We start from the raw sequence: 22177 nt of genomic DNA on the forward strand, positions 1-22177 counted from the left end.
TCATAAAAGAGCTACATGTGTAATATAGTGCTTTTATGGAGGTTGTAATATATGCGAAATAAATTACTGTTTAGGATTTTATGTGCGGCAATGATTGTTTCAGTAGTTTTTGCTGCCTGCGGATGTAAAAAAGAAAAAGACCTAAAAGGCGAAGAACACTTGAAAATAGGCCTTACTCCGGCAGTTGATGCCATACCCTACATAATTGCAAGAGACAAAGGTATTTTTAATAAATTTGGGTTAAAGGTGGATATGGAGGTGTTCAAAAGTGCGGCAGACAGGGATGCTGCATTTCAAAGCTCAAATATTGATGGTGTTCTATGCGATATGGTAGCTGTCTGCCTTTACCGTAACGCAGGATTTGATGTAAAAATAACCGGAGTTACAGACGGGGACTTTATACTCTTGGCAAACAAGCAATCAGGTATAAAAAACATAAATGAAGTCAAAGGCCACAAGGTTGCAATATCTGAAAATACTATAATTGAGTACACACTGGATAAAATTCTGAGTAAAAACGGTATTGGGATTAATCAAGTTGAAAAAGTTCCAGTGCCTTCTATACCCATACGTCTTGAGATGCTTCAGCAGAACAAGGTTCAGCTTGCCTTGCTTCCGGAGCCTTTTTCTTCCATGGCAATTAAACAAGGTGCTATTGTTCTGGATTCTGCCTACAAAAACAGTATTTTCAGCAATGTAATTGCCTTTAAAACTGCTACAATTAAAGAAAAGGCATCAGTAATAAAAAAAATGAATGAAGCCTATAATGATTCTGTCAAATATCTAAAGGAAAATTCAATAGAAAAGTATCAGAATGAAGTCATTAAATTTATCGGATATCCCGAGGATATGAAGGGAAGTATTATACTTCCGGATTACAGAAAAGCAGGACTTCCGGCTGATAGTGAATTGAAATCTACTATTGAGTGGGGCGAAAGGGAACACTTGCTTAATAAAAAGCTTAAAGAAAAAGATTTGAAGGAAATAATTAACTAAATTTCATGTATATTATTGTAAGTTAAAAACATATGTGGTAATATATTACTGTAGTAATTAATTTTTTGAAGGCAACGATGCCAATTCTGTATATATCAGAATTGGCGTTTTTTATATTAATTTTTATATTTGTTTATTATTAATGCATGGCAATGACGCCGGTTTCTGTGAGGAAATCCGGCGTTTTTTATTTATATCAATAGATTAAGGAGATGAGTAATTTATGAAAAAAATCGAAATGATTATCAGACCTGAAAAGCTGGAGGATGTGAAGGAAATATTAAATGAATCACAAATATTCGGTATGACGGTATTGATGGTTTCTGGCTGCGGACATCAAAAGGGAAGAAAAGAAATATACAGAGGTGCCGAGGTTACAATAAATCTTCTTCCTAAAGTAATGGTTCAAACTGTTGTTCACGATGATGAAGTCCAGAAAATAATAGAAAAGGTTACACAGAGAGTGAAAACAGGTAATGTAGGAGATGGAAAGATTTTTGTGTATAACGTTGAAGAAGCAGTGAAAATAAGAACAAGTGAGAGTGGTGAAAATGCAATATAAAAAAGCGGCTGTTATTTTATTGACCTTGTTGTCAGCGGGCATATGCCTCTCAGGTATATTCTTTATTTTTTACAGTTGGATGAACAATATAAGCTTCAAAGTATTAAATACAAATATCTCAGGGATATTGTTCGGTGTGGCTGCTTTATATCTGGGGTTCAGATACCTGCTTTCGGTTTTAAAACTAAAAAAAGAGCTGTATAAGGAATCTTCAGTATTTTCATGGAGTAATTTCAGAAAGCAAAAGACTGCAAGATAAGCAAATCGCTTATATATAAATTCAGAAGGAAATGAGGGATAATTATGAAAAGAGTTGCGAAAATTTTAAGTTTTATTTCAGTAATTGCAATACTAACACTGTTTATTTCAACTGTTGTTATGGCGGCAGGAGACCCAACAGGTGCTTCATATACATCCGTAACAGGAAAGGAAACCCTTTCAGATGTTGCCAATGCTGCAAGCAGAGCTCAATACAGTGCTAACTTTGTTTGGATTATGATTACAGGTTTTATGGTATTTTTCTTCCAGTGTGGTTTTGCAATGGTTGAAACCGGCTTTTGCCGTGGTAAAAATGCCGCTCATACAATTACAATGAACTTAATGGTTTTTCTTGTTGGTGCTATAGGGTATTTTCTTGTAGGTTTCGCATTACAATTCGGAGGCTCGGGAGGAGCTGTAGGCTTGGGAACAGGCGGCTCAGTTTTAAATGGTATGCTTTCAATCCCCGGATTAGGGGGTATTCTGGGGTATAAAGGCTTCTTCCTGCAGAGCGGAGGAACCTATGATGCAGGGATTTACGCTTTATTCTTCTTCCAAATGGTGTTTATGGACACTACTTGTACTATTCCAACGGGAGCAGTTGCGGAAAGAGTAAAATATTCTGCTGTTGTAATAGCTTCGTTTTTCATATCCATGATATATTATCCTGTGTTCGGAAACTGGGTATGGGGCGGAGGGTGGATGGCTACCCTTGGCAAAAACTTTGGCTTAGGTCACGGGGTTGTTGATTTTGCAGGATCTGCAGTAGTTCACTCCATGGGCGGTATGATGGCTATTGCAGCGGCTATAGTCATAGGGCCCAGAATAGGAAAGTTCAAAAAAGACGGTACCGCAAGAGCATTTCCCGGACACCATATACCTATGGCGGTAGTAGGGACCATTATTCTGTTCTTCTGCTGGTTTTCCTTTAATGCCGGTTCTACACTTAACGCCGGAGATTTCAGACTGGCAGTTGTTGCTACAAATACTATGATAGCAGGTGCTATTGGCGGGTTGGTTGCAATGTTCTATATGTGGGGTAAATACGGAAAACCAGACCTTCAATGACTTGTAACGGAGCGCTTGCCGGTTTGGTAGCAATTACTGCTCCATGTGCCTTCGTCAATGCCATAGCTTCTTTTTTTATAGGTGCATTTGCAGGAATACTGGTTTGTATTTCTGTAGCTTTTGTTGAAAACAAGCTGAAGCTTGATGACCCTGTAGGTGCTATTTCAGTCCATGCCGTAAACGGTGTATTTGGAGTCTTATGCGTGGGATTATTTGCTGATGGAAGTTACGGTGACGGTATTAACGGTGTAGCAGGAGGAGTAAAAGGCTTATTCTACGGAGACGCATCCCAGTTGGTTGCCCAGCTCATAGCAGTAGGAGTTCTGATAGTGTGGGGCTTTGGAGTCTCATATGTATTCTGGAAGCTTCTTGACAAAGTCTGGGGTATAAGGGTTAGCCCTGAAGTTGAGATTGAGGGTTGTGATCTTGAAGAAATGGGGGCTTACGGATATCCTGATTTCCAGATTGTTAAGTCAGAATTGGATTTCCAGAAAGCAGATGACTTGTATTTAAGTAAATTGAAAGTCAAAGGTACAAGTTTAAATGCATAAAAATTAAATGGTTTACAATTAAAAAAGCCTGGGTTATATTAATAAATATTCCCAGACTTTTTATGTTCTTTTATTTAAATAGATTACGCTGCTGAATCACTCTAGCCGTGCTTTGAGCTGAATACAATTTTTAGCAGTGCAGGAGTGATTACTGTGGTAAGTATAACTACAATCAGCGTAGGAATGTATATTTCCTCGGATATAATCTTGTTTTGCATTCCTATGTTTGCTGTAATTATGGCAACCTCACCACGTGAAACCATACCTACTCCAATTTGAATGCATTCCTGCTTGCTCATTTTGAACAGCTTTGCCGCTCCTCCGCAACCAAAGAGCTTGCCCGCAACAGCTATTGCAAACATAACCAGCGTAATAAGCACAACTTCGAAGTTCAAGCCCTTGATGTCCGCTGCGATACCTACGCTTGCAAAGAATATTAATGACAAAAAGCCCGAGGATATGGCTTTGACATTTTTCTCAATGTAATCTCTGTGTATGAATTGTGAAAGAGTCAAACCGCAGATGTATGCACCTGTTATTGCAGCAATACCAAGCAGTTCTGATATAAAGGCAAGAATGAGTGCCATTGCAATTGCGTAGGTTAACAGGTCACGTTTGTGACTGCTGTCAGCTTTGATTTTATTGATAAATTTAGGTACAACTGCAATCATAATTACTGCGAGTACACAGAATGCAATTATTTTAGCAAAGGTCAGAACAAGGCTTATTACTGCGTCTGAACCGGATGCTCCGCTTCCGACTGTTTTGGACACGGCAAGCACGATTGATATGAGAATCAAGCCCAGAACATCGTCAATAACAGCGGCTCCCAGGATATTTACTCCGGCTTTTGTATTAAGCTTACCCAGTTCGTTAAGTGTTTCAACCGAAATACTAACGCTTGTTGCTGTAAGAATTACACCAACAAAGAGGTTTTCCCAGAAGTTTGTAAAAAACAGGTAGGCAGCAGCCGTTCCCAGAATCAAAGGAACGATTACTCCTCCCAGAGCAATAACAAAGGAGGTTTTTCCTGCTTTTTTCAGTTCATCCACATTAGTTTCCAGTCCGGCAAGAAACATAAGCATAATAACGCCCAGTTCCGACAGTAACTTTATGTGTTCAGTATAATCAACAAGCTTTAACACAGCAGGCCCCAGAATAACACCTGCAATTAATGCCCCCAATACCTCAGGCATTTTCAATTTCCTACTTATAAGCCCACCTATTTTTGTAAAAATCAGAATAAGGGCGATATCAATAAGAACCTTTTCCAAGTTTACACCTTCTTTACTGTTTATTAATCTTTGAATTTTCCTACCACATTATGTAGTGTGATTTTTCCATTAACATAAATAAAAAGGAAAGTCACTAACGGACTTCCCTCATTGGAAGACGGACAACAATTATCAAACAGAAATCTCACAGGATTATTATACCATGTTAATTCATAAATCAACAAGCCCCTTTGATTTACGGGTATCCTTTATTTTTTAAAATTCTAATGCATATATTAGAACGTAATCTCTATTATAAGGTTTATACGAAGGAGAGTGCTTATGCTTGAATTGACAGAAGTCAGTGTTTACTATGCTGCAAAAGGAGAAAAAAAGCATGTGGCTGGGCCTGTAACTTTGCAGGTGGCAAATCGTGAGACTTGTGCCATAATTGGCCCGTCAGGGTGTGGAAAGACAAGCTTGCTTAGGATAATGGCAGGAGTTCAGAACAGCTTTACTGGTAGTGTGAAGCTGGACGGAGAGGATTTGAAGCCCGACTTACATAAAATAGCGTATATTCCTCAGAACAGCGGATTTCTGAGATGGAAAACCATTAGAAATAACTGCCTGCTGCCTGTGAAAATCAAAAAGCTGCCTTTGGATAGTGAAGTTAATTCAAGACTAAAAGAAATAACCCAAAGACTGGAAATAGAAGATATTATGGACAGGTATCCTTCACAGGTTAGCGGAGGTCAGCTCCAAAGGGCAGCAGTTGCCAGAAGTCTTATGATAAAACCGGATTTGTTGTTAATGGACGAACCTTTTTCTGCATTAGATGCCCTGACACGGGAGTATGCGCAAAATATGCTGCGATGTGTGCTGAAGGATTTCAAGGCCACGGCAGTACTTGTTACACATAGTATAGAGGAGGCTGTCTTTTTAGCTGACAGGGTAATTGTACTTTCAGCGTCTCCCGGAAAGATTATTGCTGATATTACAACATTAAGCAGTGCTTATGAAGATAGGTCAGCAGTACGTTTTACGAAGCTTACAGCAATAGTAAGACAGCTTATAAAAGATGAATGGGAGGGATTTGGTGAAGAAGAAAGTAACAGTGTATGCTGAGGGTATGCTATTTATTAATCTGATATGGTATGCAATACACGTAATATTTCAAACAAGGATAATTCCCAACCCCATAAGAGTGTACAGGAGTTTTTATTTATTTTTTAAAGAAGCCATGCTTTTGCATATAAGTATAAGCCTTTGTAGGATATTTGCAGGAGTAATAATAGCACTTTTGCTGGGCTCCTTAATAGGTTATAAAATGGCTGTGTCTGATATATGGAATAAAATTCTTAACCCATTGGTGTTTTTAACATACCCTATTCCCAAAACAGCACTCCTGCCTATAATCATGACAATATTTGGTTTGGGCGGGGCATCAAAAATAATTCTCATAACAATGATAATTATCTTTCAAATAATAATAACTGTAAGAGATTCCGTTACAAGGATAGATAAAGAGTGTATATACAATGTACGAAGTATGGGGGCATCCCAAAGGCAGATTCTTTACCACGTTATTATACCTGATATAATACCCGGTATATTAACAGGCTTGCGTGTAACAATAGGGACTGCACTGTCCATTCTTTTTTTCTGCGAAGCCTATGGTACTTCATGGGGTATGGGGTACTATATACTTGATGCCTGGACCAGAATAGATTATATCAGCATGTACAAGGGAATTCTGGTATTGTCTGTCGTTGGAATAGCATTGTTTTCATCAATTGATATTCTAGAGCAAAAAATAGTCAAATGGCGATAAATTTCTTTTCACAAGCCCTTGCTTATAATATATAATAATTTATGTCAACTTTTTTGGACGAGTATATATTATTAAACAGAGGGGTACATAGCCGTGAATTTATTATCAAAGTTCAGGGAAATTTATTTTAATAAAGAAAGCCTTTCCGAAGAAGATATGCGGGTTTCAAGGAATATATCCGTATATGAGGGCTGTACCGCCAGAAGTATTCTTACCCTGACAAGTGGAGCTTTCTTGATTGGATTTGCTAAATATTTAGGAGCAAGCAATGAACAGTCGGGAATTATTGCTGCTATTCCGGTATTGGCGGGAATAGTAACGGTGTTTTCTCCTATAATTCTTGAGAAGCTTGAAAGCAGAAAATTGCTGACTTGTATAATGTGCTTTATAGGAAGATTGATGATGGGACTAATGATACTTATACCTTTTATAAGTCCTCACAAAACAGTTAGGGTTCAACTGTTAATATGGATATTCTTAATTGCAAATTTAGTTTTGATTTTTACAATTCCATATGTACAGATGTGGCAACTGAATATAACTCCAGAGAGAATAAGAGGCTCTTATTATGGTAAACGTGAATCAATAATTTTAGCTACAGTTACTGTTGTTACCCTTCTTATGGGACAGGTTCTCGATAAACTTGAGCAGTTGGGACACCAATTTACGGGCTTCATCGTATTATACGCTTTTGTTATTGTTATGGCTTTTGTAAACGTTGTTATGTTGTCAAAAATAAAAGAGCCGGTTAATCCCCTTTTAGAATCAAGGGTTTCAATTAAAAACTTGTTTACGCTGCCCACTAAAAACAAAAATTTTATGAAAATAACTTTCATAACTGTATTATGGAATTTGGGTTATCAGATTGCTTTCCCGTTTACCTCGGTTTATATGGTATCGACCCTTCAATTAAGATACGGACTTGTTACGGCAATGGCAGTTTTGGCTTCAATTACAAGTGTTGTATCTGTTAGGTTCTGGGGAAAAATTGCAGATAAAAAATCATGGATTTATATTATGAAACTAATGATTATCCTTCAGATTTTGAGCTTTGTGACTTGGTTTTTCATAAATGCAGACACGGTATATATTCTTATGCCTATAGCTCATATACTCGGCGGAGCAGCAATTTCAGGAGTTAACATATCTGTGAACAATTTGCAGTACAGCTACTCCCCAGCAGACAATAAGACTGTATACATGGGCTTCTCATCGGCAGTTAACGGTATTATTGGATTTGTAGGCACCCTAATAGGTTCATTTTTTATTAAGGTTACGAATACCATAGGAGTTTCTCCGGCAGGTTTTTCAATTGGTAATATGCAGCTGCTGTTTTTAACAGCAGTACTTGTTTTAACAGTGAGTATTTTAAGCATTTCAAAATTCAGAATTAATAACGCCTGACATTTGGCTCTGTTATTTGTCAGCAAAGGAGTATAATGAAATATGAGGGTATGAATATAATAGAAAAATAGTCATACACTAGTACTCCCGTATAAAATTATATCAATGATTGCTTCCAAGATATTTGCAAGAGTTTATAACGGCTCATCTTTGGATATTTTACCGTCGCTCACATTCATCGTCCATGATTCATTGTCTCGCTAAAACCTATATCGTATAGGTTTTCCGGTAAAATATCCTTCTTCAACCATAAACTACTGCAAATATCTTTAACCAAGCTTCCATTGATAAAATTTATACTCCTTAAGTACAGGCTCAGATAGACAAAAATTATTTTTGCAACAGCCCATAATAATTCATAAATAAACACTATCACTGTCTTTGTTTAAACAATAGTAACTTTATATTCCTTAAACCAGTAGTCCAACTGAATCAACCATGCAATAAGCTGCGGTCTTCCCATAAGCTGTCCATACCAGGTTACATTGCTGCCGGAACGGAGAAGGGGCAGAGTATCCGGGTGAAGTATATCCTTGAGTATGGAATCAGGAGTAGCCATAACTTCTTCAAACATTGCTGATACGATTGATTCATACTCAGGGTTGTGAGTTTTGGGGTAGGGACTCTTTTTCCTGTACAAAATCTTGTCAGGCAAGTAATCGCTCATAGCTTCCCTCAAAAGTGACTTTTCAACCTTATTTTTAAATTTTATCTTCCATGGTACATTATAAACATATTCCAGAATCCTATGGTCTGAAAAAGGAACCCTGACTTCAAGTCCGCTTGCCATTGACATACGATCCTTTCTTTCCAAAAGGGATACCATAAACCAGTTTACAGAAAGCCAATTTGCCAACCTTGCAGTTTTCATTTCCTCAGTTTCATTACCTGTAAAAGGACAGGCGTTTACACTGTCACGGTACATTTGGTTTACAAAATCCATACCTTGCTTTGGCTTTGCAAAATCAGCAGCAAACAGGTAAATTCTTGATTCAGGGTCATGTATCCACGGGAAGAAATTTCGGTGTAGCATTTCAGGCTTATAGAACCAGGGGTATCCGCCGAATATTTCATCAGCACATTCACCGCTTAAAGCAACAGTATGCCTTTTTTTAATCTGCTGACAATAATAAAGCAGAGAGGAGTCTATGTCTGCCATGCCGGGGTAGTCTCTGAATTTCACGGCATCATAAAGGAGGTCAGCGATGGTTTGCTGGCTAACGGTAAGAACCGAATGGTCTGTGCCAAGGTATTCACTAAGCCAAACTGCGTAACTGTCATCGCTTTCAGGCTGGAAGCTTGTGGAGGTGAAATGCTGCTTATTACCTTCATATTCAAAGGAATAGGTACTCAGCAAATCTCCGTTTTTCTTGTCAGCACGGGCGACAGCTGTTACTACGGAGGAGTCAAGTCCCCCTGACAAAAGAGTACATAAGGGTACATCGGAAACCAGCTGCCTTTGAATTGCATCTGTAAGATAAAACTTTGTTTTTTCTACAATGGTACTTTCACTGTCCTCCAGCTCGTAAGCCTGTAAAGACCAGTATTTGCGTAATTCAAGACCGTTACGGTTAAAAATTCCATGAAAACCGGGTGAAACTTCATAAATGTTTTTGAAAATCCCGCTATTGGACGGGCGCATGGGGGAGAGGTATAATAACTGCCAGACTCCTTCACTGTCAAGCTCTGCCTTAACCTGAGGATGTTTTAAAATTGCTTTTACTTCAGATGAGAAAAGTATTGTATCTCCTATAAAAGTATAAAAAAACGGTTTTACGCCCATTCTGTCTCTGGATACGTAAATCTGTTTTTTATCATCATCATAAACTGCAAAGGCAAAAATACCATTAAGCTTTTCCGAACAGCCCATACCCCAAAGTATGTACGAATAAAGTAAAACCTCCGTGTCGCAGTGGGTTTTAAATTCTACTCCCAGATTTTCAAGCTCTGAACGCAAATCATTTGAATTATAAAGCTCGCCGTTGTAAACAATAGTATAAGATTTACCTTCGAAAACAGCAGTCATAGGCTGTAAGCCGTTGGCAACATCAATTACGGCAAGTCTGTTATGTCCAAAGCAAACATATTCATCTCTAAAAAAACCATGTTGATCTGGACCTCTGTGATTAGTAGTCATTCTCATTGCATCAAGGGTTTCCTGAGAGATGCTTCTTGTACCATCTTTAAAATTTACCAAACCAAGAATTGAGCACATATTTTATCCTCCAGAAAAAATTCATATCAATACAAGACAATGGGACAATTATCATCGCTGACGCCATTGTCCCATGCTCTTATTAGTATATGAAAAAGTGAGGTAAATTGTGCTTTAAAATTTAATGAATATTTATATCTATACCCACCACTCCTACGATTTCGCCTGTACCTGACTTAATGGGAGAGGACACCGTAATACATGGATTTCTGGTTATGGCAGAAATGTAGATAGAGGATACAAAATTCTCGCCTTTAATACTCCTTTTGAACCATTCACGTACATTTGCGTTGGCTATTCCGGCTTTTGGTATTGAGCATATAAAACGTCCTTTTTTATCATTGGTCCATACGGCTTCCACATAAGGATATCTATTTTTAAATTCACTTAAAATTTCTTCATGAAGGTTGCTATCCTTAGAATTCATGATTTCATTTTTTGAACAAAGCTCTTTAGATACAATGGAAAGAGAACTTTTTGCCTTCTCCATTGCATCATTACCAAGTGCTTCAACATCTTCCGCTTCAACGGAAAAGAGTTCCGACAGGGTAGAGGAGGCTTCGTTAAGCCTTATACCCATAGAGGAGATTTCTTCTATATTCTTTTTCTGCTGATGTACAGATGTGCAAACATCATCTACAGACCGTGAAGTTGCAGACAAAATATCTTCCACGCCTCTAATCTGATTTCCTACATTCTGTGCAATAAGAACCTCCTGCTGTGATAAGGAACTTATTTTATCCATCATGCCAAACACATCATTAAAGGAAGAATCAATTTTCCCCAGATATTGTTCAATGCTCTTGGTTGCAGAAATACCTTCATCAACTCTGGAGGCGTTTTCTCTTACAACCGTATAAACGTTTCCAACCTCTCCATGAATGGATTTAATCAGTGAACCTATTTCTTCCACTGATTTGCTTGTATTGTCTGCAAGTTTGTGAATTTCAGCTGCCACAACGGCAAAGCCCTTACCGTGTTCCCCGGCACGTGCGGATTCAATAGTTGCATTTAATGCAAGAAGTTGAGTCTGTTTGGAAATACTGCTGACAGTCTCTAAAATATGCTCGATTTCCCCGGAAGTTTTCTGGAGTCTCTCCATATTCGCAAGAGTTTTATTTGAGGATTCGTGGATGCTATCTATAGTCTTTACAATTTGCATTATTTCTTCAAGACTCAATCTGACCGTATCCTTTGAAAGAGAGCTTTTTTTAATCATTTGTCCGGTTATGTCTTTTGCGTTATTCAGCAAATCCACAATGTTTTTAACTTCGGAAAGAGTATTGGTAATACTATCGTAGACATGCTCATTTTTGTTAGCCATTTCCTTAACTTCATCATAAACATATTTTGCAAATTCATTGTTTTCATCTAATGTCACCGAAATATTTTCGGAAACGGATGAAATCTGACTTGAGGTAACCTGAACTTCAAAATTGAATTTCTTCAGATCACTTTTCAGTTTTTTAATTCTGCCAGTATATAGCCTGAATTTTCCCTGAATGAGTTTCCATGTAACGAAGAAGTATACTATAAATGCAATAAAGTACAATATTAGCTTAATATAAAAATTTATTCCTGAAAAACAAACCAAAAAAGTTGATACCAGAAAAAACAGGCAGCTTGCAACTATGTAAGAAGAGCTTTTCATTCAACTTCTCTCCGTTTCATTAAATTATTTATACTATCATGTTAAAAAACGACAAAAGGGACAGTAGTAAGTTGGTACGTATTGTCCCTTTTGTGTCAGATACAATTATATTTTATTTGTATATACTATATATTAAAAAGTAAGTCAGCATAAGTTGGGAATGGATACAAATCCTTTGGAATAATAGCTTCCAGCTTATCTGCATCGGCTCTAAGTGAATCCATAGCAGGTACTACAATTTTACTGAATGCTTCTGCCTGTTTTAATGCACTTGAGTCTTCTGCACTTGCTTTTTCAATAGCTTTCTTCAAAGCGTTGATGTTTGAAGAGAAGGAGCTTAATACAGGTGACAACTCTTTAAGAACAGAAGACTGTGCTGATACTTCAACTGACATTCCTGTAGCTTTTACGGAATTTATTGTATCGGACAAATTCTTGCTGAACTTAAATGCAGCAGGAAGAAGCTCAGTTTTAGCCATTGATATCATAGTCAAAGCTTCAATATTAATTGTTTTAACATAGTTTTCAAGTAATATTTCATATCTTGATTCAATTTCCGAATTACTGAGAACTCCATGTTTAACAAATACAGCTACGTTTTTATCTTTTATGAAGGTAGGAATACATTCAACAGTTGACTTTAAGTTGAGCAATCCTCTGCTTTCAGCTTCTGCAACCCATTCATCAGTGTAGTTGTTGCCGTTAAATATTATACGCTTGTGCTCTTTTATAGTTTCAGATATCAAATCTGTAACTGCACTTGAAAGATCGTTTTGTGCCTCCAGAGTGTCAGCAAACTTTTGAAGTACTTCTGCAACTATTGTATTTAATACAAAGTTTGGTCCTGCAATAGAAGCTGAAGAACCAAGCATTCTAAATTCAAACTTGTTGCCTGTAAATGCAAATGGTGAAGTTCTGTTACGGTCAGTTGTGTCTTTAGGAAGCTTTGGCAAGCTTGCAACACCTGTTTCAAGAATGGAGTTGTATGCTTTACCCTTAGCTTTTCCGTTTTCAAGCTGAGCGAGGATGTCTGTTAATTGATCTCCAAGGAACATAGATACTATAGCAGGAGGAGCTTCATTTGCACCAAGTCTGTGGTCATTTCCTGCAGATGCTACTGAAAGACGCATCAGATCCTGATACTCGTCAATAGCTTTAATAACTGCACACAGGAAAACAAGGAACTGAACATTTTCGTGTGGAGTTGATCCCGGTTCCAACAGGTTCTGGCCGTCGTTAGTTGACATTGACCAGTTGTTGTGCTTACCTGAACCATTTACACCTGCAAATGGTTTTTCGTGGAGCAGGCATACAAGATTGTGTCTGAGAGCTATTTTCTGCATAAGCTCCATAGTAAGTTGATTGTGGTCGGTTGCTATGTTTGAAGTTGTGAATATTGGAGCCAATTCGTGCTGAGCAGGAGCAACTTCATTATGCTTTGTTTTAGCTGCAATTCCAAGCTCCCACAGTTCTTTATCAAGATCCTTCATGTAGTTGGAGATTCTTTGCTTGATGTTTCCAAAGTAGTGGTCTTCCAGCTCCTGTCCTTTTGGAGGCTTGTTGCCGAAAAGAGTTCTTCCGGTGAAAATCAAGTCTTTTCTCTTTTTATACAAATCTCTGTCAATCAGAAAGTATTCCTGTTCAGGGCCTACAGTAGTTGTAACTCTTGTAGCCGTATTTCCGAACAATTTCAAAATTCTGAGAGCCTGTTTGTTAAGAGCTTCCATTGAACGGAGCAAAGGAGTTTTTTTGTCTAAAACTTCTCCGGTATACGAACAGAAAGCTGTTGGAATATAAAGAGTGCCATCTTTAACAAAAGCCGGTGAAGTACAGTCCCAAGCAGTATAACCTCTAGCTTCAAAAGTTGCTCTGAGTCCGCCGGAAGGGAAGGAGGAAGCGTCAGGCTCACCCTTTACAAGATCCTTGCCGGTAAATTCCATAATAACTCTTCCGTCATCTGTAGGCGAAATAAAAGAGTCATGCTTTTCAGCTGTGATACCTGTCATTGGCTGGAACCAGTGAGTGAAATGTGTTGCACCCTTTTCCATTGCCCAATCCTTCATTGCACTTGCAACAACGTCAGCTACTGTTACATCCAGTGCTAAACCTTCATCAATAGTCTTTTTTATAGACTTATAAGTAGTTTTTGGAAGACGTTCACGCATAGCAGCATCATTAAATACATTACTTCCATAAATTTCTGTAACACGAAAATCCATGTTAACCCCTCCTTGAATAATTTAAATTTAATTAATTGTCAATGTAATATATAAAAAAAGACATTTCACCCCTTAAAAAAATTCTTTAAGGAAGTGAAACGCCTTTGTTTCACAAAATATATTAAGTTTTTTATACTACTTAGCTTTTAAGCTTGTTCAGCTCACTTCTCAGTATCTCCTGAATTACTTTAGGATTGCCTCTCCCAGCCAATGCTCTTGAACATTGCCCCATCAAAAATCCAAAAGTCTTTTCCTTGCCTTCAAGATATTCTGCAACAGCTTTTTCATTATTTGATAGTATTTCTTTAACCGTGTTTTCAACTTCAGAGGTATCATTTATTACCTTGTAACCCTTTTCAGCTATAATGGCTTCAGGCTCTTTGCTTGTTTCAAACATTTCTGCCAAAACCTTTTTAGCATTGTTGGAAGTAATCTCATCACTGTCCATCATCTTTATAAGTCTCCCCAACAGTTTTGCGTCAAAGGGGATATCCTCTGGGGTTATACAACTGTCATTGAGTCTTCTCAATACTTCAACTACTATAAAATTAGCGGCTGTTTTAGGATTACCCGATTCAGCAGCAGTAGCTTCAAAGAAATCAGAAAGGCTTACGGAAGTCAGCAACAGATTGGCATCAGCCTCGTTAATGCCATAATCTTTGGTATATCTTTCAAACCTTTTGTCAGGAAGTTCCGGAAGAGCTTTTCTAAGCTTCTCAATATCCTCACTTGTAAAGGAGACAGGTACAATGTCAGGCTCAGGAAAATATCTGTAGTCATGGGCATTTTCCTTGCTTCTAAGTGACTTACTTTCTCCTTTGCCGTCATCCCAACGTCTTGTTTCCTGAGTTATTTTTTTACCTTCGTCCAGAAGTTCTGTCTGTCTTTCAATTTCATAATCAATAGCTCTTGCAATAGCCTTTATGGAGTTGATATTTTTCATTTCTGTTCTTGTTCCAAGTTCATCAGTACCTACCGGCCTAATAGAAACATTGACATCGGCTCTCAAAGAGCCTTCCTCCATACGACAATCCGAAACGCCGGAGTAGAGAAGCATCAAACGAACCTTTTCAACAAATTCTCTTGCTTCCTCCGCAGAAGACAAATCAGGTTTAGTTACAATTTCAATCAGAGGAACTCCGCAGCGATTATAGTCTGCAAGACTGTACCTGTCATAGCTGTCATGAAGAAGCTTTCCGGCGTCTTCCTCCAAATGAATTCTCTCTATTCTGATGAATTTTTCTCCATCAGGGGTATTTATAGTCAATCCACCGTCTTTACAGATGGGGAGATCAAATTGCGATATCTGATAAGCCTTTGGTAAATCCGGATAAAAGTAATTCTTTCTGTCCATTTTCGAAAATTCATTTATTTTGCAGTTTAAGGCCAAGCCTGCCATTACAGTATATTCAACTGCTTGTTTGTTGAGAACCGGAAGAGTTCCGGGCATTCCCGTGCAAACAGGACAACACCGCGTATTTGGCTCGCCGCCGAAACTTACGGGACAATCACAGAAAATTTTCGATTTTGTTGATAACTCCGAATGTATTTCCAAGCCTATAGTGGGTATATATTTCATCGTTACGCTCCTTTCTTGCTATATAGCGGGAACTCTGAACTTATCGGCAAATTCAGCCTCAAAGTTCGCAGCAGCCCTGAATATATCTTTTTCTCCCAAGGGTTTACCCGTAAAGGAAAGACCTATGGGAAGTCCCTGTGAATCGTATCCGCACGGGACTGAAATTGAAGGAAGTCCGGCTATATTTACAGCAACAGTGTAAATATCAGCAAGATACATCGTAAGGGGATTATTTGTATTCTGCCCTATTTTAAATGCGGTTTCAGGAGCAGTAGGGTGCAGAACAACATCATATTTTGAAAAAGCCTCATTAAAGCCATTGCTTATTAATGTCCTGAGTTTGAGAGCTTTCTTGTAGTAAGCATCGTAGTAACCTGATGCAAGAGCATAGGTTCCAAGAAGAATTCTTCTCTTGACCTCTTTACCAAAGGCTTCAGCTCTTGACTTTCCGATTAGTTCATTAAAGGTTTTGCAGTTGTCGGCTCTATAGCCATATTTTACTCCGTCATATCTGGAGAGGTTGGAACTTGCCTCAGCAGAGGACATGAGATAGTAAGCAGGTACGGCATGTTTCAATACAGGCATTGAGAACTCCTCTATTTTTGCTCCCATACTCTCCAATTTATCAATTGATTTATATAAGGAAGTCTTTACCTCAGCGTTTAAGCCTTCGGTGAGATATTCTTGGGGTAAGCCAATCTTAAAACCTTTTATATCTCCTGAAACAGAAGAACTGTAGCTGGAGTCGTTTTTATATTTTAATGATGTAGCATCTTTAGAATCATTTCCGCAAATGCTGTCCAGAATTATTGCGCAATCTTCAACGGTTTTAGCAATGGGGCCAATCTGGTCAAAGGAGGAGGCAAAAGCCACCAAACCATATCTTGAAACAAGCCCGTAAGTAGGTTTCATACCCACAACACCGCAGAAGGAGGCAGGCTGTCTTACTGAACCGCCTGTATCAGAACCAAGAGAGCCAAGGGCTAAAGAAGCAGATACACAAGCAGCCGAGCCGCCTGACGAACCTCCGGGGACTCTTGATAAGTCAAAAGGGTTTTTGGTTGTCTTAAAAGCCGAATTCTCAGTAGAACCTCCCATGGCAAATTCATCAAGATTTGTTTTCCCGAGAATAACTGCATTGTCAGCCAACAGTTTGTTTACCGCTGTTGCTGTATATGGTGAAACAAAGTCCTCAAGCATTTTTGAAGCACATGTAGTTTTTGTTCCTTCAATACATATGTTATCTTTTATGCTTAAGGGAATACCTGTAAGCAAGGATGATTTACCGCTATCTATAATATTCTGAGCTTGATGGGCATTTTCCATAGCCATATCCTCAGTTACTGAAAGATAGGACTCAACTTTACCGTCAAGAAGGTTAATTCTGTCCAAATACATACGGGTGAGCTCAACAGCACTTATTTCTTTATTATCAAGAAGCCCTCTGGCCTCTTTAATAGTTAACCTGGTTATATCCATGAGGACCTCCTTATTCAATCATCTTAGGAATAGCAAAACAATTTTCCATGGTCTTTTTTGAATTTGACAGGATTTTTTCGGTTTCAAACGAATCCCCGGGATTATCTTCCCTCATATTATTAGTTACTCGGGATATGTGTTCGGTTGCATCTATATGTTCTGTATCAATATTTTTGATAGTATCCATTAACCCTATAATATCTCGCATATCTTCAGCCAACGACTGTATTTCGTTATCATCAAGAGATAGTTTTGCAAGATTTGCTATATATTTAATGTAATCATTAGATTCAGAATTAGTCATGTATACCTCCTTGATTATTAATTATCAAATATGAATTTAAGCTTTACAAAAAAGTTAAAAATTATATACTATATAAATAAAAAAAACTGTACCAAACAAACATTTTGTTATAAAATGTTTGTTGACACAGCACCTTTGCTGCATTTAATTAATTTACAACCATTATAATATACGTCCTGCAAAAAAGCAATACTTTTTCCAGAAAACATTTTTGTAGGATAAACAAGCCTAATATGTGCCTTTCCGTGATACGGCTATAGTTTCAACGTTTTATACAATAATTTAGAGGTGGAATCATTTTGCAGGATTGAAAAATGAAAATTGCAAAAAAGTATTGACGTATGATTATTTTCTTAGTAAAATACTCTTGAAGATAAATTGCAGGTATGTCACATAAATCAAAAATTAATAAACAAAGAACAATGGCGTTCTCATAAAAACCTGATTTTAGGGGTTTGTATGAGTACGCTTTTTTGTTACCCGATTATGTGACTGTTATTTTTATAAATATAGAAAATTTATTATTTTGATTTTTATTTTTTTAGTAAAGGAAGTGTACGACATGTTATTGAAGGAAGGTCAGGTAAGAATACCATCTGGTTGTGCAATTTCAGGAATGTTCAGCAGGGAAGGTAGACGCATCTCAGGTCAGGATATAGTTAAATCGATAGCGGTGATGCACGATCGCTCCAATGGTTTAGGAGGAGGCTTCGCAGGCTATGGCATTTACCCTGAATATAAAGAACTTTATGCATTTCATGTATTCTTTGACAGTAATGAGGCAAGAGAAGATGCCGAAAGATTTATAAACAGACATTTTGATGTTGTTAATTTAAGCAGAATTCCTACCAAAAAGCACCCAAGGATAACTGATGCTCCACTTATATGGAGATATTTTGTATCGCCTCTTCATGGAAAGCTTGAGGAAAGTCAGTTAGAAGAAAAGGAATATGTTGCAAGGTGTGTCATAAAGATAAATACAAGAATTAATGGTGCATATGTATTTTCCAGCGGTAAAAACATGGGAGTATTCAAGGCAGTAGGTTTCCCGGAGGACGTTGGAGAGTTCTACAAGCTTGAAGATTACGAAGGTTATTGTTGGACTGCACACGGCAGATACCCTACAAATACTCCGGGTTGGTGGGGAGGAGCACATCCTTTTTCACTTCTGGACTATACAATAGTACACAACGGTGAAATATCCTCATATGATGCCAACAGACGATTTATGGAAATGTTCGGATATAAATGTTCACTTCTTACTGATACAGAAGTAATAACATATATTTTCGATTACTTGAACAGAAGACAAGGAATATCTTTAGAAGATTGTGCATCAATAATAGCTGCTCCTTTCTGGTCTGAGATAGACAAAATGCCTCAGGATATGAAAGAGAAATTTACAGCAATCAGAAATGTATATGCAAGTCTTCTTATAACAGGTCCATTCTCAATAATATTGGGATATGAAGGCGGAATGATGGCATTGAATGACAGATTGAAACTTCGTTCAATGGTTGCCGCAGAAAAAGGAGACCTTGTACTTGTAGCCAGTGAAGAGAGTGCTATCAGGATTATACATCCGGAGGTAGACAGAATCTGGAGCCCTAAGGGCGGAGAACCGGTAATTGCAACGTTATCAGGGGGTGAAATTTAATGGGTATAAATTATTTTACACCTCAATATGAGGTATGTAGAGATCCAAAGAAATGTATTAAATGTAAAGTATGTATGCGTCAGTGTGCAAACGAAGTACACAGCTATGACGAAGAACTTGATATGATGGTTGCTGATGACAGCAAGTGCGTGGATTGCCAGAGATGTGTTTCACTGTGTCCTACACGTGCGCTCCGCATAACCAAATATAAGAATGAGTTCAAGGAAAATGCAAACTGGACACAACAACATATAACTGAAATATATAAGCAGGCAAATACAGGAGGAGTTCTTCTGTCATCAATGGGTAATCCTGTACCGTACCCGATTTACTGGGATAAATTGCTGATAAATGCAAGTCAGGTTACAAACCCATCTATAGACCCATTGAGAGAACCTATGGAAACAAGGGTTCAGTTGGGTTCAAAGCCTCAGAAACTGGAATTTGCAGAAGATGGAAAGCTCAAAACAAAGATAGCACCTCATCTTGAATTACAGGTGCCAATCATGTTCTCAGCAATGTCATACGGCTCAATAAGCAGAAATGCACATGAGAGTCTTGCAAGGGCAGCTGAAGAGCTTGGAACATATTACAATACCGGTGAAGGCGGTTTGAATGAGGATTTTTACCAATACGGTAAAAACACAATAGTTCAGGTTGCTTCAGGAAGATTCGGTGTTCATGTGGGTTACCTCAGTGCAGGTGCCGCAATTGAAATAAAAATGGGTCAGGGAGCAAAACCGGGTATCGGCGGACACTTACCGGGAGAAAAGGTTGGAGAGGATGTATCAAAAACCAGAATGATTCCTGTAGGCAGTGATGCAATATCTCCTGCACCTCACCATGATATATATTCAATAGAAGATTTAAGACAGCTTGTATTTTCTTTAAAGGAAGCAACTGCATATACCAAGCCGGTAATAGTAAAGATAGCAGCTGTACACAATGTAGCTGCAATAGCATCAGGTATAGCCCGTTCAGGGGCAGATATAATTGCAATTGACGGATACAGAGGCGGTACCGGAGCTGCTCCCACCAGAATAAGAGACAACGTAGGAATCCCAATAGAGCTTGCACTGGCGTCAGTTGACCAGAGATTGCGAGATGAAGGAATCAGAAACAATGTTTCCTTGGTAGTAGCAGGAAGTATAAGAAACAGCGGAGATATTGTAAAAGCAATCGCTTTAGGAGCAGACGCAGTATATATCGGTACATCTGCATTGATTGCATTGGGCTGTCATGTATGCAGAAGCTGCCACGGCGGAAAGTGTAACTGGGGAATTGCAACACAAAGACCTGATTTGGTTAAGAGACTTAACCCTGATATCGGATACAAACGTTTGATAAATCTTGTTCACGCATGGGATCATGAGATAAAGGAAATGCTCGGTGGCATGGGAATCAATGCAATTGAGAGTCTCAAAGGTAATCGTTTAATGCTCAGGGGAATAGGACTAAGTCAAAAAGAACTTGATATATTAGGCGTTATGCACGCCGGCGAATAAGGGGTGAAGATTTAAGATGAAAAAGATATATGTAAATGAAGACAGATGTTTGGGGTGTCATCTTTGTGAATACTATTGTGCATTTGCACATAGCGGAAAGGTAGATATGGTAAAGGCTTTTTCGGGAGATTCAAAGCCACAGCCACGCTTAACAATAGAAGAAGGAGACAGCATAAATTTTGCCGTATCCTGCAGACATTGTGAAACGCCTTTGTGTGTAAAATCATGTATTACCGGAGCAATGCAGAAGGATGAAGACGGAAGAATATTTGTTGACGAGTCAAGATGTGTTGGCTGCTATACCTGTATTCTTGTTTGTCCTTACGGTTCAGTTATACCGGGAAAAGAAAAGGCCATTAAAAAGTGCGACCTTTGTATTGAAAGCGGAAAACCGGCCTGTGCCGAAAACTGCCCGAATTTAGCTATTGTATACGAGGAAAGGGGTTGATTTTAAGTGAAGTATGTGATTATTGGAAACTCAGCTGCTGCAATCGGTTGTATCAGCGGAATCCGTACTGTAGACGGGGAATCATCAATTACTTTGATATCGGATGAACCACATTTTACTTACTCTCGCCCGCTTATATCCTATTGGTTAAAGGGCAAAGTAACTGATGACAAGATGTATTACAGAAGCAGTGACTTCTATGAAAAAAACAATTGTACTGCTATTTTAGGAAAAAAAGCAGAGAAAATAGATGCAGCTGCAAAGAAAGTTATTCTTGAGGACGGAAGTGCTGTTGAATACGACAAATTGTTGGTAGCTACAGGCTCATCTCCGTTTGTACCGCCTGTAGAAGGCATGAAAGAAGCCAAAAACGCTTTTACTTTTCTGAACTGGGATAGCGCAAAGGCTGTAAAGGAAGTTGTGACTAAGGATTCAAAGGTTGTAATAATGGGTGCGGGTCTTATCGGTTTAAAGGCGGCAGAAGGACTACATGAAGTATGCGAGGATATTACTGTTGTTGACCTTGCAGACAGAGTTCTTCCAAGTATACTGGATGCAGAAGGCGCCGGCATGGTGCAGAAGCATATAGAAAAAGAAGGAATAAAGTTCATTCTCAATGATGCTGCATCAGCAGTAAAAGAAAACACAATTGTACTTAAATCAGGCAAGGAATTGCCATATGACATATTGATAGTAGCAGTTGGAGTAAGGCCAAACACCGGACTGGTCAAGGATGCCGGAGGAGAAGTAAACAGGGGAATTATAACAGACAATTGTCAGGCAACTTCACTCCCCGATGTATATTCTGCGGGGGACTGTACTGAAAGCCTGGATATTTGTACCGGACAGAGCAAAATACTTGCACTTTTGCCAAATGCTTATTTTCAGGGTGAAACAGCAGGCATCAATATGGCTGGCGGTAATCAAACCTTTGATACTGCAATGCCAATGAATGCCATAGGTTTCTTTGGGCTTCACATGTTGACTGCAGGAGCTATGGAAGGTGAATGCTTCGAGGATATTGATGAAAATAATTACAAGAGAATGTTCTTCTCTGACGGACTTCTAAAGGGCTTTATACTTATAGGGGAAATAGACAGAGCTGGAATTTATACTTCACTTATACGAGAGAAAACCCCAATGGATCAGATTGACAGCAATTTATTAAAAGTAAATCCTCAGCTTATGGTTTTTGATAAAAAGGCTAGGATGCAGAAATTGGCGGGAGGGAAGTAA

General features: G+C 38.4%; 17 protein-coding genes and 1 pseudogene. 11 read left to right on the forward strand and 7 right to left on the reverse strand.

What is annotated here, in order from left to right:
• Nucleotides 1–51 precede the first annotated feature (51 nt).
• The 4 genes and pseudogenes from P0092_RS04540 (at nucleotide 52) to P0092_RS04555 (ending at nucleotide 3435) form a co-directional block, all read left to right on the forward strand.
• Nucleotides 52–996 (forward strand): ABC transporter substrate-binding protein, encoded by a 945-nt coding sequence (locus P0092_RS04540; protein ID WP_004621249.1) that lies wholly within the window; start codon nucleotides 52–54, stop codon nucleotides 994–996.
• 223 nt (nucleotides 997–1219) lie between these two features.
• Entirely contained in the window at nucleotides 1220–1558 is a 339-nt protein-coding gene (locus tag P0092_RS04545) for a P-II family nitrogen regulator (protein WP_004621250.1), read from the forward strand.
• Nucleotides 1548–1817 (forward strand): hypothetical protein, encoded by a 270-nt coding sequence (locus tag P0092_RS04550; protein WP_004621251.1) that lies wholly within the window; start codon nucleotides 1548–1550, stop codon nucleotides 1815–1817. Before P0092_RS04545 ends, P0092_RS04550 begins: the two co-directional genes overlap by 11 nt.
• 44 nt (nucleotides 1818–1861) lie before the next feature.
• A pseudogene (locus P0092_RS04555) lies at nucleotides 1862–3435 on the forward strand (ammonium transporter).
• A 101-nt stretch (nucleotides 3436–3536) separates the two neighbouring features.
• Here the strand turns inward: P0092_RS04555 and P0092_RS04560 are convergent.
• Entirely contained in the window at nucleotides 3537–4709 is a 1173-nt protein-coding gene (locus P0092_RS04560; protein WP_004621253.1) for a cation:proton antiporter, read from the reverse strand.
• Nucleotides 4710–4991: 282 nt separating this feature from the next.
• On the opposite strand from P0092_RS04560, the gene P0092_RS04565 reads away from it, so the two are divergent.
• The 3 genes from P0092_RS04565 (at nucleotide 4992) to P0092_RS04575 (ending at nucleotide 7884) form a co-directional block, all read left to right on the forward strand.
• Complete coding sequence (locus P0092_RS04565; RefSeq protein ID WP_004621254.1) at nucleotides 4992–5774, forward strand: ABC transporter ATP-binding protein; 783 nt, start codon at nucleotides 4992–4994, stop codon at nucleotides 5772–5774.
• A complete protein-coding gene (locus P0092_RS04570) occupies nucleotides 5746–6480 on the forward strand; it encodes an ABC transporter permease (RefSeq protein ID WP_004621255.1) in 735 nt (244 codons plus the stop codon). Before P0092_RS04565 ends, P0092_RS04570 begins: the two co-directional genes overlap by 29 nt.
• A 93-nt stretch (nucleotides 6481–6573) precedes the next feature.
• Nucleotides 6574–7884, forward strand: coding sequence for an MFS transporter (locus P0092_RS04575; RefSeq protein ID WP_004621256.1), 1311 nt, complete (start codon nucleotides 6574–6576; stop codon nucleotides 7882–7884).
• Between the two features lie 385 nt (nucleotides 7885–8269).
• Here P0092_RS04575 and asnB read toward each other — a convergent pair whose 3' ends face one another.
• From asnB to gatC, 6 genes are all read right to left on the reverse strand, one after another.
• Nucleotides 8270–10099, reverse strand: coding sequence for an asparagine synthase (glutamine-hydrolyzing) (gene asnB, locus P0092_RS04580; RefSeq protein ID WP_004621257.1), 1830 nt, complete (start codon nucleotides 10097–10099; stop codon nucleotides 8270–8272).
• Between the two features lie 121 nt (nucleotides 10100–10220).
• On the reverse strand, nucleotides 10221–11750 hold the full coding sequence (locus P0092_RS04585) for a methyl-accepting chemotaxis protein (RefSeq protein ID WP_004621258.1): 1530 nt from the start codon (nucleotides 11748–11750) through the stop codon (nucleotides 10221–10223).
• A 125-nt stretch (nucleotides 11751–11875) separates the two neighbouring features.
• Nucleotides 11876–13969, reverse strand: coding sequence for a glutamine synthetase III family protein (locus P0092_RS04590; RefSeq protein ID WP_004621260.1), 2094 nt, complete (start codon nucleotides 13967–13969; stop codon nucleotides 11876–11878).
• A gap of 139 nt (nucleotides 13970–14108) precedes the next feature.
• Nucleotides 14109–15548 carry an Asp-tRNA(Asn)/Glu-tRNA(Gln) amidotransferase subunit GatB gene (gatB, locus tag P0092_RS04595; RefSeq protein WP_004621262.1) on the reverse strand — a complete coding sequence of 480 codons (1440 nt, stop codon included), beginning with the start codon at nucleotides 15546–15548 and terminating at the stop codon, nucleotides 14109–14111.
• Nucleotides 15549–15566: 18 nt separating this feature from the next.
• Nucleotides 15567–17027 (reverse strand): Asp-tRNA(Asn)/Glu-tRNA(Gln) amidotransferase subunit GatA, encoded by a 1461-nt coding sequence (gene gatA / locus P0092_RS04600; RefSeq protein WP_004621264.1) that lies wholly within the window; start codon nucleotides 17025–17027, stop codon nucleotides 15567–15569.
• 10 nt (nucleotides 17028–17037) lie between these two features.
• Entirely contained in the window at nucleotides 17038–17331 is a 294-nt protein-coding gene (gatC, locus tag P0092_RS04605; protein ID WP_004621266.1) for an Asp-tRNA(Asn)/Glu-tRNA(Gln) amidotransferase subunit GatC, read from the reverse strand.
• Between the two features lie 562 nt (nucleotides 17332–17893).
• On the opposite strand from gatC, the gene P0092_RS04610 reads away from it, so the two are divergent.
• From P0092_RS04610 to P0092_RS04625, 4 genes are read left to right on the forward strand one after another with little or no spacing between them, the layout of a single operon-like run.
• Complete coding sequence (locus P0092_RS04610; RefSeq protein ID WP_004621268.1) at nucleotides 17894–18988, forward strand: class II glutamine amidotransferase; 1095 nt, start codon at nucleotides 17894–17896, stop codon at nucleotides 18986–18988.
• Nucleotides 18988–20493, forward strand: a complete 1506-nt coding sequence (locus P0092_RS04615; RefSeq protein WP_004621269.1) for a glutamate synthase-related protein — start codon at nucleotides 18988–18990, stop codon at nucleotides 20491–20493. The genes P0092_RS04610 and P0092_RS04615 overlap by 1 nt, the downstream gene beginning before the upstream one ends.
• A 16-nt stretch (nucleotides 20494–20509) precedes the next feature.
• Nucleotides 20510–20941, forward strand: coding sequence for a 4Fe-4S dicluster domain-containing protein (locus tag P0092_RS04620; RefSeq protein ID WP_004621270.1), 432 nt, complete (start codon nucleotides 20510–20512; stop codon nucleotides 20939–20941).
• Nucleotides 20942–20947: 6 nt separating this feature from the next.
• Nucleotides 20948–22177: an NAD(P)/FAD-dependent oxidoreductase gene (locus tag P0092_RS04625; protein ID WP_004621273.1), complete on the forward strand. Its 1230-nt coding sequence runs from the start codon at nucleotides 20948–20950 to the stop codon at nucleotides 22175–22177.

The organism is Ruminiclostridium papyrosolvens DSM 2782, assembly GCF_029318685.1.
GTDB lineage: Bacteria > Bacillota > Clostridia > Acetivibrionales > DSM-1351 > Ruminiclostridium > Ruminiclostridium papyrosolvens.

Bases quoted from the DNA above. Each gene is read 5' to 3' on its own strand.
- P0092_RS04610 (WP_004621268.1), top strand. From the start codon at position 17,894: ATGTTATTGAAGGAAGGTCAGGTAAGAATACCATCTGGTTGTGCAATT.
- asnB (WP_004621257.1), bottom strand. From the start codon at position 10,099: ATGTGCTCAATTCTTGGTTTGGTAAATTTTAAAGATGGTACAAGAAGC.
- P0092_RS04615 (WP_004621269.1), top strand. From the start codon at position 18,988: ATGGGTATAAATTATTTTACACCTCAATATGAGGTATGTAGAGATCCA.
- P0092_RS04590 (WP_004621260.1), bottom strand. From the start codon at position 13,969: ATGGATTTTCGTGTTACAGAAATTTATGGAAGTAATGTATTTAATGAT.
- gatA (WP_004621264.1), bottom strand. From the start codon at position 17,027: ATGGATATAACCAGGTTAACTATTAAAGAGGCCAGAGGGCTTCTTGAT.
- P0092_RS04565 (WP_004621254.1), top strand. From the start codon at position 4,992: ATGCTTGAATTGACAGAAGTCAGTGTTTACTATGCTGCAAAAGGAGAA.
- P0092_RS04550 (WP_004621251.1), top strand. From the start codon at position 1,548: ATGCAATATAAAAAAGCGGCTGTTATTTTATTGACCTTGTTGTCAGCG.
- P0092_RS04540 (WP_004621249.1), top strand. From the start codon at position 52: ATGCGAAATAAATTACTGTTTAGGATTTTATGTGCGGCAATGATTGTT.
- P0092_RS04545 (WP_004621250.1), top strand. From the start codon at position 1,220: ATGAAAAAAATCGAAATGATTATCAGACCTGAAAAGCTGGAGGATGTG.
- gatC (WP_004621266.1), bottom strand. From the start codon at position 17,331: ATGACTAATTCTGAATCTAATGATTACATTAAATATATAGCAAATCTT.
- P0092_RS04585 (WP_004621258.1), bottom strand. From the start codon at position 11,750: ATGAAAAGCTCTTCTTACATAGTTGCAAGCTGCCTGTTTTTTCTGGTA.
- P0092_RS04620 (WP_004621270.1), top strand. From the start codon at position 20,510: ATGAAAAAGATATATGTAAATGAAGACAGATGTTTGGGGTGTCATCTT.
- gatB (WP_004621262.1), bottom strand. From the start codon at position 15,548: ATGAAATATATACCCACTATAGGCTTGGAAATACATTCGGAGTTATCA.